Raw genomic sequence first — 14040 nt, forward strand, 5'->3', positions numbered from 1 at the left:
CCTGGCACCCGCCGGTCGCGGCCGCGACCGCGGTCGTGGCCGCCGCGATCGAGCTGTGCCGCGATCGCCCGGAACGGGCGGGACGGCTGCTCGGGGCCGCCACCGTGCTGGGCGGCTGGACCGGCACCGGCGCCGCCGACGCGCGGCGGCTCGCCCGGCAGGCGGAAGCAGCGCTGGGCGCCGCCGGGTTCGCCGCCGCGCACGCGGACGGTGCGGCGGCGTCGCGGGCCGGGGCCGAGGGGCTGGTGACGGCGGTCTTCGCCGCGCCGCTCAGCTAGCACCGGGCACGGGCTTGCCGAACATCGTGCAGGTCACGGCCATCTGGAGCGCCTGGGCGGCCTTGGCCACCTTCGGGTCGCCCCCGAACTCGGCCCAGTACTCCGCGCTGATGAGGACGGTCGCCGTGCGCTTGCCGGTTCGGTCGGTGAGGTTGGTGGTCAGGTAGCCGGGCATGCCGCCGTCGTGGCCCCAGAACGTGCCGCACGGATGGGCGCCGGTCTGGATGCCCAGCCCGTATCCGGGACCGTCCGGTTCGCGCGGGTCCATCGGCACGGTGGTGCGGAGCTGGGCGAGCTGGGCGGCGGGCAGCAGTTCGCCGGACATGAGCGCGGCGTGGAAGCGGGACCAGTCGCGCGTGGTGGACACCACCGCCCCCGCCGGGCCGCCCCACCCGGGGTCATGGCCGGAGACGTCCACGTGGCCGTCGTGGCGCGGCCCGGCGAGCCGCCGGAACGCGGCGGGCACCGCGGACGGCAGGTGGGCGGCGTCCGGCTCGTAACCGCGGGCGTGGGGGCCGCGCCAGGCGGGGCCGGTGGCGTAATAGGTGTGATCGAGGCCGAGCGGCCGGGCGATCCGGTCTCTGAGCAGGTCGGCCAGGCTCGTCCCGGTGACCTTCTCCAGGACGGCGCCGAGCGCGGCGTAGCCGGTGTTGCTGTAGGACCACTTCGCGCCGGGCGCGAACAGCGGAGCGTGTCGCACCCCCACGGCCAGCAGCTTCTCCGGGGTCCACCGCCGCCGGTCCCTGCCGAGCATCGAGGCCCGGAGCGCCGGGTCGTCGGTGTAGTCGTACAGGCCGCTGGTGTGGTTCAGCAGCATGCGCAGCGTGATCGTCCCGCCACCGGGCACCTTGCCGGGCAGCCACTTGTCCACCGGGTCGGTCAGGGCGAGCCGGCCCTCGGCGACGAGTCGCAGCACGAGCACGGCGACCATGGTCTTGGTGTTGGACCCCATGCGGAACTCGTCCCCGGCCTTGAGCACGTGGTCGCGTGCGGTCCAGGCGGCCTGCTCGGCGATCTCGACGGGCCGCCCGCGGCCGTCGTCGACCCGTACGATCACGCCGGGCGCCCCGGCCGCCACCACGTCCCGCGCCAGGCGCGACAGCAGGGCCCGCGGGTCGTCCCCGGCCGGCCGGGCCGTCGCGGCGGCCGGGAAGAGCGCGGCGACGGCCAGGCTCCCGACCGGCACCGCGGCCGTGAACGCGCGCAACCACCGTGGCCGCGCCGCACGACGGGACGGGACATCACATGGGTACATGAACCGGTTCCTCCTGAGCTGGGTGACGCGAACGCCTCCACCCTCCGGCCCCTCGCTCACAAACCGCACACATCCCGCTGTCAGCCGCCGCCCGCCGATGAGTTCCGGCCGCGGGCGAGGTCTTTCCTCACGGAACGACAGCAAGGAGTGGTCCGTGTGGATCTGTACAGCGTGGTGTGCGTACGCGACCGGGTGGCGGCGCAGAAGTGGTACGAGGCGTTCTTCGGCCGTCCGGCGGACGAGATCGTCGGCGAGGAGCACCTGTGGCAGGTCGGCGAGAACGCCTGGGTGGTCGTCGACGACCGGCACATGCGGGCCGCGCGCGTGGGCGGCACCATGATCACGTTCGGCGTGACCGGCCTCGACGACATCCTGGCCCGGCTGGCCGAGCACGGCATCGAGCACGGGCCCGTGGAGACGTACGGCAACGGCGTGCGCCACGTGGACGTCCTCGACCCGGACGGCAACAGCCTCTCGCTCGCCGAGGCCCCGCCACGATGATCCCGTTAGGCTCGGGACGTGTTCGACTCCGCCGACTTCGATCTGGCGCCCTACGCCGGCCTCGACACCTCGGCGTACGTGCGGCACACGTACAACAGCTGGGACGACGCCGGCTGGCGGTCACTGCTGGTGCAGACGTTCCGGCACGCGCCCGAGGTCGACCACCTCCCCCTGCCCGCCGTGTCCGACCTGCATCTCGTGCTCTGCGTGGCGGGGAGCGCCGACCTGCGGATACGGTCCGGTGGCCGGCCGGTCCGGCGGCGCTGGGTCCCGGGGCGGCTGGAGCTCATGGTCCCCGGCCGCGCCGGGTCGATCGGCTACCGGGCGGGGGCCGGGCTGAGCACCGTCCAGGTGCACGTCCCGGCGGGGGCCGTCCGGCGGGCCGCCGACGCGCTGGGCGGTCGCGAACCCGACTTCGAGGCGTCGGCCGCCGCGCTGGCGGCCGGTGACCCGGTCGTCGAGCAACTGCTGCGCGCGCTGCCGGGCCGCGCCGGAGCGGGCGACCTGTACGCGGAGTCCGCCGCCGCCTTCCTCGTGACGCACCTGCTGACCCAGGGCCGGGCCGAACGTCTGCCCGGCCCCGAGCACGCGGCCGTCCGGGCGGGCGTCGCCATCATGACCGAGCGGCTGGCCGAGCCGTTGACGCTGGCCGTCATCGCGGCCGAGGTGCATCTCAGCGTGTACCACTTCGTCCGGGTCTTTCGGGAGGGGACCGGCCTGACGCCCCACCGGTACCTGACGCGGCTGCGCATCGAGGAGGCGCGGCGGCTGCTGTCGTCCACGTCCCTCAGCGTCGAGCAGATCGCCGGGCGGTGCGGGTTCGCCAGTCCGGGCGCATTGTCGGCGGCCTTCCTGCGGCAGACCGGCGTACGGCCGTCGGCGTACCGCAAGCACTGATCGCCTGCCGGCGTACCGCGCGCCTGCCCCGGACCGCAAGAACCGATCGATCGTCGGCAATCGTGCGCATGGCCCCCGGACGCGGCCGGTCCCTACGTTGGGGCTCATGCCGTACTCCTTCGCCGTGACCGCGCGCTCGCAGGCCGCCCCCGACGCCGTCTTCGCGGCGCTCACCCACGCCGCCACCTGGCCGTCATGGTCGCCGATCGACTCCGCCGACGTCGAGGGCGGCGATCCGGCGGCACGGCAGCGGGCCGGGGACACCAGGGTCTTCCGCACCGGGCGCAACGTCTCCCGGGAGCGGATCGTCGAGCTCGTCCCCGACCGGCGGTTCGTCTACGACAACCTGGGCGGCCCGTTCCGCTCCTACCGCGGGACGATCGAGCTCGCCCCGACCGCCGGCGGCGGCACCGACATCACCTGGTCCGCCGTCTTCGAGCCGAAGCTGCCGCTGTCGGGGGGGTTCTGGCGCTGGTACCTGACCCGCTTCCTGCGGGGCATGGCCGACGGCCTCGCCACGTACGCCGCCCGCACGACGAGCTGAGATTCCATGTTTGCCGAGGCTGATCCGGGAAGAGTGGGTGGGCAACGTACTCTAGATCATCAGGAGGAAACGCCTTGTCTCAGGACATGTGGAGCTACGGTTCCGACGTCTACGGCGACAAGACACTGGACGTGGTCGGCTTCGACGTCGAGGCCACCGACGGCTCGATCGGGTCGGTGGACGAGACGAGCCACACCGTCGGCGACAGCTACCTGGTGGTCGACACCGGCCCGTGGATCTTCGGCAAGAAGGTCGTGCTGCCGGCCGGCACCGTCACGCGGATCGACCCGCAGGAACGCAAGGTCCACCTCGCGCGGACCAAGCAGGAGATCAAGGACTCGCCGAAGTTCGACGAGGACGCCACATACAACGACGACGCCCACCGCGACGAGGTGGGCGCGTACTACAACCGCTTCAACGGCACCATCTGACCCCCGGCGACCCGGGTGACCCGTTCGGGGCCGCCCGCCGGACGCGACACGCACCGCGGAGGCTGTCAAGGCCCCACAACCTCCGCACCCGGCGGGCCCCCGAGGGGCATCCCAACAGGGTCACGGGGTGGTCTGGTGGGTCAGGATGTGGAGGGCGTCGGCGGAGGGTGGGTCGGACGGGGTGTAGATCTCGACCCGGTGGTCCGGGCTGTCGGGCTGGAGCCAGACCTGGTAGTCCACGCTGACGGCGCCGACCGTGGGATGCCGCAGGCGCATCGTGCCCACCGTGCAGTCGGCGACCTCGCCCACCGCCCACAACGTCGCGAACTCGTCGCTGCGCATCGTGAGCTCCCCGATCAGCTCGGCCAGGCGGGCGTCCGTGGGGAAGCGGCCCGCGGTGAGCCTGAGGTAGGCGACGTGGATGCGGGCGAGTTCGTCCCAGTTGCGGTGCAGGTCGCGGAAGAGCGGGTCCAGGAAGAACATCCTCGGCATGGACGGGCGGCTCTCCGGATCCCAAGGCGCCTCGAACGGCAGGTGCTCGCCCATCAGCGCGCGACCCGTACGGTTCCACGCCAGGACGTCCCCACGCCGGCCGAGCACGACCGCCGGCGTCGTCTCCTTCAGCGACTCCAGAAGCGCGAGCACCCGCGGATGAGGCTCCTCGCGGGGCGGCCGGGACAGCCGGGCGCGGGAGGGCTGCCGGGCGAGGTTGTGCAGGTGGACGGTCTCGATCCGGTCGAGCCGCAACACCCGCGCGAGGGCGTCGAGCACCTGCTCGGAGGCGGTCTCCGCGAGCCCCTGCTCCAGACGCGTGTAGTACCCGGCGCTCACCCCGGCGAGCTGCGCCAGCTCCTCACGCCGCAACCCGGGAACTCGGCGGGCCGTCCCGAAGGTACGCAGCCCGATCGCGGCGGGCGTGACCCGGTCACGACGGCTCTTCAGAAACGTTCCGAGACTCTCCACACCGTCGAGCCTAGGCCGACCGGTCGGGTCCGTGGGTACACCTGCTGGGTGCACCCACGCCAGGGGGATGGTTGCCGGGCGCGTCCTGCCCGAGTGTCGGCCCCATGTCTCGACAGCACACGCACACTCCTCCGGGCCTGCGGGCCTGGCTCGGCCTCCTGGTGATCCTCGGGCCCGTCCTGCTGGTCTCCATGGACGGCTCGATCCTGTTCCTGGCGATGCCCCGGATCAGCCAGGCCCTCACGCCGACTGCCGACCAGGCCCTGTGGACCCTCGACATCTACGGCTTCGCGGTCGGTTCCCTGCTCATCACGTTCGGCAACCTCGGCGACCGGTACGGGCGGCTGCGGCTGCTCCTGATCGGCGCCGCCGTGTTCGGCGTCGGCTCCACGGCGGCGGCGTTCGCGCCCAGCGCCGAGCTCCTGATCGCGGCCCGCGCGCTGATGGGGGTGGCGGGCGCCACCCTGCTGCCGTCGGCGCTGGCCGTGCTGAGCGAGCTGTTCGCCGACCCGCGGCGACGGGCGCAGGCCATCGGCGTCTTCGCCGCGGCGTTCGCGGCCGGGTTCGCCGTCGGGCCGATCGCGGGCGGCGTCCTGCTGGAACGGTTCTGGTGGGGGGCGGTCTTCCTGATCAACCTGCCCGTCATCGCGCTGTTCCTGATCTTCGCGCCGGTCCTGCTCCGCGAGGTGCGCACGACGCGTGCCGGCCGCGTGGACGTGCCCAGCGTCGTGACCTCGGCGGCCGGCCTCCTGCTCACGATCTACGCGCTCAAGAACGCCGCCGCGGAAGGTCCGTCGATCGTCCCGGTGGTCGCGGGGGCGGCCGGGGTGGGGCTGCTGGTGTGGTTCGGCCGCAGGCAGCGGAGCCTTCCGCACCCGTTGATCGAGTTCTCGCTGTTCCGCGACCGGGTGTTCACGGTGGCGATCATCACGGGGCTGCTGCCGCTGGCGGCGTGGTCGGCGACGGCGTACCTGTCGGGTGTCTACCTGCAGTCGGTGCTCGGCCTGCCGGTGCTGCACGCGGCGCTGCTCGCGCTGCCCGGCGCGGTGGTGCTCACCGTCACCTGCGTCGTCACCCCCTTCGTGGTGGAACGCGTCGGCAAGCGTGCCGCGCTCGCCGTCTGCCACTTCTCCATCGCCGCGGGGCTGCTGGTCCTGCTCCCCACGGCCGTCACGGGCGGGGTCGGCTGGTACGTCGCCTCGACCGTCGTCGCGGGCGTCGGCTACGGGATCTCGTTCAGTGTCGTGGCCGACACCGCCGTCGGGGCCGTGCCGCCGGAACGGGCCGGGGCGGCGGGGGCGCTGGCCGAGACCAGCAACGAGATCGGCAACGCGCTCGGCATCGCGCTCCTCGGCTCGCTCGCGGCCCTGGTCTTCCGGCTCCAGGGGCCGGACCTGGCCCCCACGCTGGACGGGACCCTCCAGCTCCCCGCCCTCGTGCCGGCGGCGGTCACGCAGGCCAAGACGGCCTTCGTCACCGGGTTGCACGTCGCGGCGGCGGTGGCCGGCGTCCTGCACGTGGTGCTCGGCGTCGTCGCCCTCCGGCCGGCGCCGGTGCGGAACGGCCTGCGTCCGGTCAGTCCGGGGCTGTGAGGGGGCTCGTTCACCTGTCCGTCAGGAAGGCGAGGGCGTCGGGGGCGAAGCGCTTGTCGGTGAAGGTGCCGCTGTGGGTCCGTCCGGGGTAGACGGTCAGCCGGGAGCCTGGGATGCCGTCGACCGTCTCCCGGGCCAGGTCGAGCGGGTAGACGAGGTCGTCGGCGCCCTGGATCAGCAGGGTGGCCGCCTTGATGTCGTGCAGGCGTCCGCGCAGGTCGAAGCCGTCCTCGGCGTTGAGCACGGTGACGGCGTCGGTGCGGTCGGCGCGGCCGCCGTCCGAGAGCCAGAGCAGGCCCTTGAGCAGGACGCGGCCGAGCGCCGATTCGGTGACGATCTCGGCCAGCGCCGGGCTCGGCCGCCTGCCCTGGCGGGCGCGTTCGATGTAGCCGCGCTGGGCCCGCCTGCCGGCCGGGCCGAGGGTGCACGCCGTGCCCGCCAGGACGAGGCGGTCGACCAGGCCGGGATGGTCGGCGGCGAGTTGCAGGGCGATGGATCCGCCGGTGGACAGGGCCAGCACGTCCACCGGGCCCTCGAACGTGGTCCTGATCGCCTGGGCGAAGATCGCGGCGAGGTCGGCCATGGTCGTGGTCGGCGGCAGCCCCGGCGGGCGGTTGACGACGTACACGGTGAAGTACGAGGTGAACGGCCGCACCATGCGCATCGTGGACCAGCGCGTCAGACCCGTCGGGTTGGCCGCTTCGGGGGTGTAGATCAGGACGATCAGGGGTGGTCCTTCGCCGGCCGACAGATACGGCAGGTCGTTCAGCATGGGGAGATCCATATCCGTGTGAACTATTTGGATTTTTGTTCACAGGATACGGCAACGCGTCGACGGCCGTTGATCGGCCGGCCGATGGGCTACAGTCGTCCGCCATGGCCGAATCCTCCTACCTCACCACGACCGCCGACGCCTACGACGCCGTCGCCGAGCTGTACGCCGATCTCGCCCGGGACTCGCTCGCCCGCCTGCCGCTGGATCGCGCGATGATCTCCGTGTTCGCCGAGCTCGTACGGGCCACAGGACCCCGGCCCGTCGTCGAGGCCGGCTGCGGCCCCGGCTACATGACGGCCCACCTGCGTGACCTCGGCCTCGACGCCTTCGGCATCGACCTGTCCCCCGCGCTGCTCGACATCGCCCGAAGGGACTTCCCCGGCCTGCGTTTCGAGCTCGGCTCGATGGACGCCCTCGACGTGGCCGACGGCGAGCTGGGCGGCCTGGTGTCCTGGTACTCCATGATCCACGTCCCGCCGGCGGAGCTGCCGGCGTACTTCGCCGAGTTCCGCCGGGTGCTGGCCCCCGGCGGCCACCTCCTGCTCGGCTTCTTCGAGGCCGAGGGCGATCCGGTGACGGAGTTCGACCACAAGGTCACGCCGGCCTACCGGTGGCCGATCGACGACCTGGCCGATCTGGCCCGCAAGGAGGAGTTCGTCGAGGTGGGACGGATGCTGCGCGAGCCCCTGGAGGACGAACGCTTCCGTCGTGGCCATCTCCTGATGCGCGCCGCGACCCCCGCCGCCGCAGACTAGACGCACGCGCCCGCGGGCGCCCCGCCGACGACTGTTCGAGCTGACCCGTCCCACCGGCGGCGGACGCCCGTCAGGGGGCCGACGTGGGGTGGGCGTAGAGGTTTCCGTTGGAGGCGCCGAGGTAGACGAAGCCGTCGGCCACGACAGGGACGGTCTCGACGGCGCCGCCGGTCCGGAACCTCGACCGCACGGCGCCGGTGGCGGGGTCGAGCGTGTACACGGTTCCGTCGCCGCCGGAGACGTGGACGGCGCCGCCCGCCGCCACGGGGCCGGTCCCGCAGCCGCCGGGCAGCGGGAGCCGCCGGCGTGGCCGGCCCCTGTCGAGCGCGTACAGCGTGCAGTCGCGGCCGACGGTGTGGACGAGGCCGTCCGACACGGCGACGTTCCAGTGGTACATGGGCCGGTCGCCCCTGGCCTCGAAGCTCCACAGGCGCTCGCCGGTGGCGGCGTCCAGCGCGTGCGTGGTGCCCCGGTCGTCGCCCAGGTAGACGGTCCCGCCGGTCACCACCGGAGGGGCGGAGACGGGGCCGGGGATCCGGGACCTCCATCGGACCTCGCCCGAGGCGACGTCCACGGCGTTCACGTCGCCGCTGCCGCTCACCACGTAGACGGTCGCGCCCGACCGTCGCAGCAGGACGCGGTCGTGTCCCCCGCCGAGCCGCCACCGCCGTTCCACGGTTCCGGTGGCGGGGGTCAGGGCGTACATCACGCCGTGGTCGTCGCCGGTGAGGACGACGTCCCCGGCCGACACGGGCTTGGGGGCCAGCAGGTCGCCCGCCGGTTCGAAGCTCCACAACCGCCTGCCGGAGGTGGCGTCGAGCGCCACGAGTTCGGCCTTCGAGGACCAGGCGGGACGGCGGGTCCACAGGTAGAGGCGGCCCGCCGCGACCACGAGGCCGACGGGATCGCCGATCCTGCGGCTCCAGCGGGGGCGGCCGGTCGCCGCGTCCAGCGCCACCAGGCTGCCCGTGCGGGAGGCCGCGTACACGGTGCCGTGCGCGACCACGTGGTTCTCCCCCACGGGCCCGCCCGTCTGACGGCGCCAGCGCACCGCACCGGTGGCGGCGTCCAGCGCGGACACCGTGCCGTCGGCGCTGGACGCGTAGACGACGCCGCCCGTCACCACCGGTTCGGTACGGATGGCCGCGTCCGTCGGAAAGCTCCACCCGCGTTCGCCCACCGGGACGGGGACACGGACGCCCGGCCGGTACCGGGCCAGCAGACGGTCGCGCAGCACCGGCGACAACAACCGCACCGCCTGCCGGGACGACGAGGTCAGCCGGACGACGGCCGGCCCCACGTTGACGAGCGTCGCGCCGTAGAAGCCGTCCGTCGCGTCCACCGTGTAGGACAGGAAACCCGGGGCCTCGGTGGTGGGGTCGACAGGGTTGGCCGCTCTGACGGTGGCGGATTCGGCGGCGTACAGCCTGCGCGCGCTCTCCTCCGACGGCGCCACCCATTCCACCGACAGCGAGACGACGGCGCCGTCGTCGGCCCGCGGTATCCAGTCGCAGCGCGCCGTGCCGTCCGCCGCCGGGGCCGGTCGGTAGCCGTCCGCGTACGCCGCCAGGTCGCGCCCGGTCAGCAGGCCGCAGGCGTCCGGCCAGGCGGTCTGCGGGCGTACCGTCCCATAGACCGGCCGGTACGCCGTCAGCCGCCCGTCCCCCGGGACGTCGCTGAACACGAAGGCCAGGCCCTGGCTCGTCCCGGCGAAGGAGACCAGGCCGGCGGGCAGGTCGATCGGCAGGCCGCCGGGCTCTCCGCTGACGGGGTCCACGGAGACCAGGTAGGCGGGCAGCGGCCAGGATCGCGGGGCGGGCCGCATGGTGGCGGGGCCGGCGTACAGGGGCGCCGCCCGGCGGCCGGGCGGGGTGACCCTGACGGCCTGCGAACGGCTGGACAGCAGGCGGCCGTCGGGGCCGAGGAAGAAGTCGTCGTCGGCCGCCCTGGCCCGCACGTACCCTTGGGCGTTGGCCGTGAGCTCGATCGACGGGCCGCCGCCCTTCGTCGTGGCGGACGACGACGGCAGCGGGCGCGTCCGTCCCTGCCGCAGGGTGCGCGGATCCATCGAGGACAGCCGCAGTGCGCCGTCCCGGCAGTGGCTGAGCAGCCACACCGAGCGGGCCGTCGCGGCGCCGGTGAGCCGGCAGCCCGGCGGGTAGGCGGAACGGGCCGTGGCCGTGCCGGTCCGCGCTTCGAGGGCCAGGATCTGGAGGGGTTCGTCCGGCTGCTCGAACACCACGATGCCGTGTTCGGTCGCCAGGATCCGCGGGCCGCGGTAGTGGCCGGCCTCGTCCAGCCGGGGCTGACGCAGGGCGACGGTGATCGGGCGCCGCCACAGGGGCGCGCCCGTGGCCAGGTCGTGGCCGTACAGGGTCTGCTCGGGGGTGTCCGGTTCGCCTCTGGCGACGACGAGCGTGCCGCCCGCGAGCCAGACGCCGGTGACGGACGGGGGCCGGGCCCCACCGGCGGGGACGGTGAGCCGGAGCGCTCCCGTTCGCGGGTCGTGGATCCGTACGTCGCCCTGCCGCGTCGCCACGGCGACCGCCCGGTCGGACACGGCGTGACCGCGGGCCTCCTGGGCCATGACGCCGTGCCCGGCCTCGACGGGCACCGACCACACCGCCCGCCACTCGACGGGGACGCGACCGGCCCCGGTCACGTCGGCCCCTGCCGAGCAGGTGGCCAGGATGACCACCAGCAGCGTCGCCGCCGACCGGTACCCGCCCGCGGTCAGCACTGCCCGGCCTTGGCGAGCTTCCGCTCGATCGCGCACGCCTCGCTCCTGGAGATCGGCCGCCAGCCGCCGAGCGGGGAGGTGGTGTAGTAGGCGCGGTAGGTGTCGGAGGTGCCGGTCACCCGGAACGGCGTACGGTCCGGCCCCTGGATCGTGAGCTGCTCGGTCCGGTCCCCCGCGAGCACGGTGACCAGCAGGTCGAAGGCGTAGTAGGCGGCCGTGCCGGTGACCGTCATGGAGAGCGTGACTCGTTCGTCCTGCTTGAGGTCGATCTGCTTCTTCCTGAAGTAGGAGGTGTCCGGGTCTTCGGGGGTGGTGAAGCGGGGGGCGGGCTGGTCGAGGTCGGCGGCGAGCTCGACGGCCGGGGACTCTCCGGCGGGGGTGTACACGAACAGCGCGCCGTCCGAGATCGGCCTGCGGTCGAGGACGCGCGGCCGGACGTCGACGATGCGCAGGCTGCTGCGGTTGCCGACGAGGACGACGGTGACCTCCGCGCTCTCCAGCGGGGCCCAGTCGTGGCTCGCCATGACGGTGTCGCGCCGCGAGCCGGACGCGCCGCCCAGCAGGACGGCCCGGTCGGCGGGGTCGGTCACCGGCTCCCGCAGGGTGGTGTCCTGGGCGGCGTACTCGACGGCCACGTAGCCGACCTTGACGGGGGGCTCGCCGCTGATGCTGCCGACGGTGTCGGAGCCGCGCGCGTTGAACCAGGCGGTGAACACGACCCCGATCGCCGCGACGATCACGGCGCTGAGGATGCCCGCCAGCCACGTCCGCACGGCCTTCCACTTTCCGGCCTCCTCCGTACGGACGGGGGTGGCACGCTTTTTCTGGCGCGCTCTGGCCATGGGCGTCCCCTTCATCGGCGGAGTGCGGCAGCTGATGTATAGCTGATGGGACGGCTGCTCAACCGCCCTGTCGGCGAATTCCGCATCGAATTTCCAAGCGCGTGGTACGCGACTAACAGCCGTATATTTCGCGAAAAGTCGATCTTTTTTCAGGCTGTGATCGCGTGAGAACAGGTCCTAGGCTGGCCGGGGTGACGGGAGCGGCGGCGGGCGCGCGGACGCAGGAGCAGATGCGGCAGCGGAACCTGAGCGAGGTGCTGCGACGCGTCCACAAGGACGGCGCGGTGTCGCGGGCCGCGCTCGGCCGCGGGATGGGCCTCAACCGCAGCACCATCATGGACCTGACCGCAGAGCTCACCGCCGCCGGGCTCGTCCGCGAAGGGGTTCCCACCGGGCGGGGCCGCGCGGGGCGGCCGTCCATCGTCGTCATGCCCGAGCGGGGGACGGTGTACGGGCTCGCCTTCGACGTGGCCGTGGACCGGCTGCTCGCCGCCCGTGTCGGGCTCGGCGGCCAGGTCCTCGACCGCCGCGAGGCCGTACGCGCCCGTGCCGGGGCCGACCTGGAGGACGTCGTCCGAGTCCTCGCCGCCTTCGGCCGCGAACTGGTCGCCGGGGCCGATCCCGGCGCGTCGTGCGTGGGGGTCGGCGCTTCGTACTGCGGGTTGATCAGGCGTGCCGACGGCACCGTCCGGTACGGGCCGCACCTCGGCTGGGTGGACCAGGCGTTCGGCCCGGAACTCGCCGCCGGGCTCGGCCTCGGGCTTCCCGTCGAGGTGGGCAACGAGGCGCACCTGGGCGCGGTCGCCGAGCACGTACGCGGCGCGGGACGCGACGTCGACAACCTCATCTACCTGCACGGGGACGTCGGTGTCGGCGGCGGGATCATCGTCGGCGGCGAACTCCTGGACGGCGACTCGGGCTACGGCTGCGAACTCGGGCACATGCTGGTCAACCCGTTCGACGGGCGGCCCTGTCTGTGCGGATCGCGCGGCTGCCTGGAGGCCGAGGTGGGGGAAGAGGCGCTGCTGGACTACGCGCGACGCTCCGACGGCCTCATCGGACGCGACGGCATCCGGGCCGTCGTCACCCTGGCCGGGACCGGTGACGCCCGGGCGCGGGACGCCCTGGACCGCGTCGGCGACTGGCTCGGCGTCGGCGTCGTCAACCTCATCAACCTGTTCAACCCGGCGCTCGTGGTCTTCGGCGGCATGCTCCGCGACGTCTACCCGGGCGCCGCGCCACGCGTCCGCGCCCGGATCGACGCGCATGTCCTGCCGGTGTCGCGTGAACGCGTCCGCCTGGCCGTGGCGGCCCTGGGTGACGACACCACGCTCGCCGGCGCCGCCGAACTCGCCTTCGCCGGCCTCCTGGACGACCCCCTCAACACCCTGGCCACCCGACGTGGGCCGGCGATTTGAGTTCACCCATAGGCGAACCTCTAGCGTCGTCGCCATGACGGAGAACATCACCGACGCCCGCCTCCGGATCGCCGTGGTGATCGGCAGCGTGCGCACGCCCAGAATGGCCGACCCGCTCGCCGCGTGGCTGGAGCGCGAGCTCACCACGATCGACTGGCTCGACCTCGACCTGATCGACCTGGCCGCGGTCGCTCTGCCGATGCACGAGCTGCAGCCCGGCGGAGCGGCCGCGTCCCCGATCGGCGGCATCCTCGCGAACGCCGACGGATTCGTCTTCCTCGTCCCGGAGTACAACCACAGCTTCCCCGCGCCGGTGAAGAACGCGATCGACTGGCACTTCACCGAGTGGGCCTACAAGCCGGTCGCGTTCGTCGGGTACGGCGCCTCCGGCGGCATCAGGGCCGTGGAGCAGCTGCGCGCGGTCTTCCCCGAACTGCGGGCCACCACGGTCCGCGAGTCGGTGCTGCTCCCGATGCCATGGGAGAACCTGGACGCCGACGGCCGTTTCGTCCCTCCGCCGGGCTCGGCGCAGGCGCTGCACCTGATGATGGGCGAGCTGCGTACGTGGGCGCGGGCGCTGCGTCCCATCAGGGTCCCCGACCTGGCCGGCCGACGGTGAACGAGCCGACCGGCGCCGACCACGCCGGCTTGGAGGCGGGCGCGGCCTCGCTCACGGTCGGGCAGGTGGCCGAGGCCGCCGGGGTGACGCCCAACGCCGTCCGCTTCTACGAGCGCTACGGCGTGATCAGCGGCCACCGCACCAGCGGCAACGCCCGCCGGTTCACCGTCGACGCGGTCTGCCGGATCAGGCTCGCCCTCGCCGCCCAGCGCGTCGGCATCACCCTCAAGGAGAGCGCCGACATCCTCGCCGGCATCCCGCCGCTCTCCCGCGATCTCGACCAGTGGGTCGCCGCGGGCGAGGAACTCGTCCGGATCGGCCGCGCCCGCATCGACGCGCTGCAGACGACCGTGAACGACCTGGCCACCCTGGGCTTCCTCCAGAACACCCCTTGATCCACCGGCCCCCGTGGCCGAGTTCACCGCCTCGC

The 14040-nt window shown here is 73.4% G+C and carries 15 protein-coding genes; 10 read left to right on the forward strand and 5 right to left on the reverse strand.

Annotated elements, in window-relative coordinates; translation table 11 throughout:
• On the forward strand, window positions 1–278 hold a 278-nt coding region (locus ABZ815_RS48190), incomplete at its 5' end, for a hypothetical protein (RefSeq protein ID WP_357708878.1).
• Here ABZ815_RS48190 and ABZ815_RS48195 read toward each other — a convergent pair.
• Window positions 271–1485, reverse strand: a complete 1215-nt coding sequence (locus ABZ815_RS48195; protein ID WP_357708880.1) for a serine hydrolase domain-containing protein — start codon at window positions 1483–1485, stop codon at window positions 271–273. The two genes, ABZ815_RS48190 and ABZ815_RS48195, sit on opposite strands and share 8 nt — an antisense overlap.
• Window positions 1486–1689: 204 nt before the next feature.
• Between ABZ815_RS48195 and ABZ815_RS48200 the strand changes: the two genes are divergently transcribed.
• The 4 genes from ABZ815_RS48200 to ABZ815_RS48215 all read left to right on the forward strand — a co-directional run bounded on the left by ABZ815_RS48200 (window position 1690) and on the right by ABZ815_RS48215 (window position 3906).
• Window positions 1690–2034, forward strand: a complete 345-nt coding sequence (locus ABZ815_RS48200) for a VOC family protein (RefSeq protein ID WP_357708883.1) — start codon at window positions 1690–1692, stop codon at window positions 2032–2034.
• A gap of 18 nt (window positions 2035–2052) precedes the next feature.
• On the forward strand, window positions 2053–2931 hold the full coding sequence (locus tag ABZ815_RS48205; protein WP_357708885.1) for an AraC family transcriptional regulator: 879 nt from the start codon (window positions 2053–2055) through the stop codon (window positions 2929–2931).
• A 106-nt stretch (window positions 2932–3037) separates the two neighbouring features.
• Window positions 3038–3475 (forward strand): SRPBCC family protein, encoded by a 438-nt coding sequence (locus ABZ815_RS48210; protein ID WP_357708887.1) that lies wholly within the window; start codon window positions 3038–3040, stop codon window positions 3473–3475.
• Between the two features lie 86 nt (window positions 3476–3561).
• Window positions 3562–3906, forward strand: a complete 345-nt coding sequence (locus tag ABZ815_RS48215) for a PRC-barrel domain containing protein (RefSeq protein WP_357708889.1) — start codon at window positions 3562–3564, stop codon at window positions 3904–3906.
• A gap of 120 nt (window positions 3907–4026) precedes the next feature.
• On the opposite strand, the gene ABZ815_RS48220 is transcribed toward ABZ815_RS48215, so the two are convergent.
• On the reverse strand, window positions 4027–4869 hold the full coding sequence (locus tag ABZ815_RS48220; RefSeq protein ID WP_357708891.1) for a helix-turn-helix transcriptional regulator: 843 nt from the start codon (window positions 4867–4869) through the stop codon (window positions 4027–4029).
• A 104-nt stretch (window positions 4870–4973) separates the two neighbouring features.
• On the opposite strand from ABZ815_RS48220, the gene ABZ815_RS48225 reads away from it, so the two are divergent.
• On the forward strand, window positions 4974–6461 hold the full coding sequence (locus ABZ815_RS48225) for an MFS transporter (RefSeq protein WP_357708893.1): 1488 nt from the start codon (window positions 4974–4976) through the stop codon (window positions 6459–6461).
• 10 nt (window positions 6462–6471) lie between these two features.
• On the opposite strand, the gene ABZ815_RS48230 is transcribed toward ABZ815_RS48225, so the two are convergent.
• The gene (locus tag ABZ815_RS48230; protein ID WP_357708895.1) at window positions 6472–7233 is read right to left on the reverse strand and encodes an alpha/beta hydrolase; all 762 of its coding nucleotides are present in this window, start codon (window positions 7231–7233) and stop codon (window positions 6472–6474) included.
• Between the two features lie 104 nt (window positions 7234–7337).
• On the opposite strand from ABZ815_RS48230, the gene ABZ815_RS48235 reads away from it, so the two are divergent.
• Entirely contained in the window at window positions 7338–7991 is a 654-nt protein-coding gene (locus ABZ815_RS48235) for a class I SAM-dependent methyltransferase (RefSeq protein ID WP_357708897.1), read from the forward strand.
• A 70-nt stretch (window positions 7992–8061) separates the two neighbouring features.
• Here the strand turns inward: ABZ815_RS48235 and ABZ815_RS48240 are convergent, their stop codons facing one another.
• Both ABZ815_RS48240 and ABZ815_RS48245 read right to left on the reverse strand, forming a co-directional pair.
• Window positions 8062–10767: a PQQ-binding-like beta-propeller repeat protein gene (locus ABZ815_RS48240; RefSeq protein WP_357708899.1), complete on the reverse strand. Its 2706-nt coding sequence runs from the start codon at window positions 10765–10767 to the stop codon at window positions 8062–8064.
• Window positions 10725–11573, reverse strand: coding sequence for a hypothetical protein (locus ABZ815_RS48245; protein WP_357708901.1), 849 nt, complete (start codon window positions 11571–11573; stop codon window positions 10725–10727). Before ABZ815_RS48245 ends, ABZ815_RS48240 begins: the two co-directional genes overlap by 43 nt.
• Before the next feature lie 230 nt (window positions 11574–11803).
• Between ABZ815_RS48245 and ABZ815_RS48250 the strand changes: the two genes are divergently transcribed.
• Genes ABZ815_RS48250 through ABZ815_RS48260 form a run of 3 tightly spaced genes read left to right on the forward strand, consistent with a single transcriptional unit; the run spans window position 11804 to window position 14005 of the window.
• Entirely contained in the window at window positions 11804–12991 is a 1188-nt protein-coding gene (locus tag ABZ815_RS48250) for an ROK family protein (RefSeq protein WP_357709003.1), read from the forward strand.
• 34 nt (window positions 12992–13025) lie between these two features.
• Window positions 13026–13610 (forward strand): NAD(P)H-dependent oxidoreductase, encoded by a 585-nt coding sequence (locus tag ABZ815_RS48255; RefSeq protein ID WP_357708904.1) that lies wholly within the window; start codon window positions 13026–13028, stop codon window positions 13608–13610.
• Entirely contained in the window at window positions 13607–14005 is a 399-nt protein-coding gene (locus tag ABZ815_RS48260) for a MerR family transcriptional regulator (protein WP_357708906.1), read from the forward strand. The genes ABZ815_RS48255 and ABZ815_RS48260 overlap by 4 nt, the downstream gene beginning before the upstream one ends.
• Window positions 14006–14040 lie beyond the last annotated feature (35 nt).

Source organism: Nonomuraea sp. NPDC047529 (assembly GCF_040642995.1).
In the GTDB taxonomy this organism is placed as follows: domain Bacteria; phylum Actinomycetota; class Actinomycetes; order Streptosporangiales; family Streptosporangiaceae; genus Nonomuraea.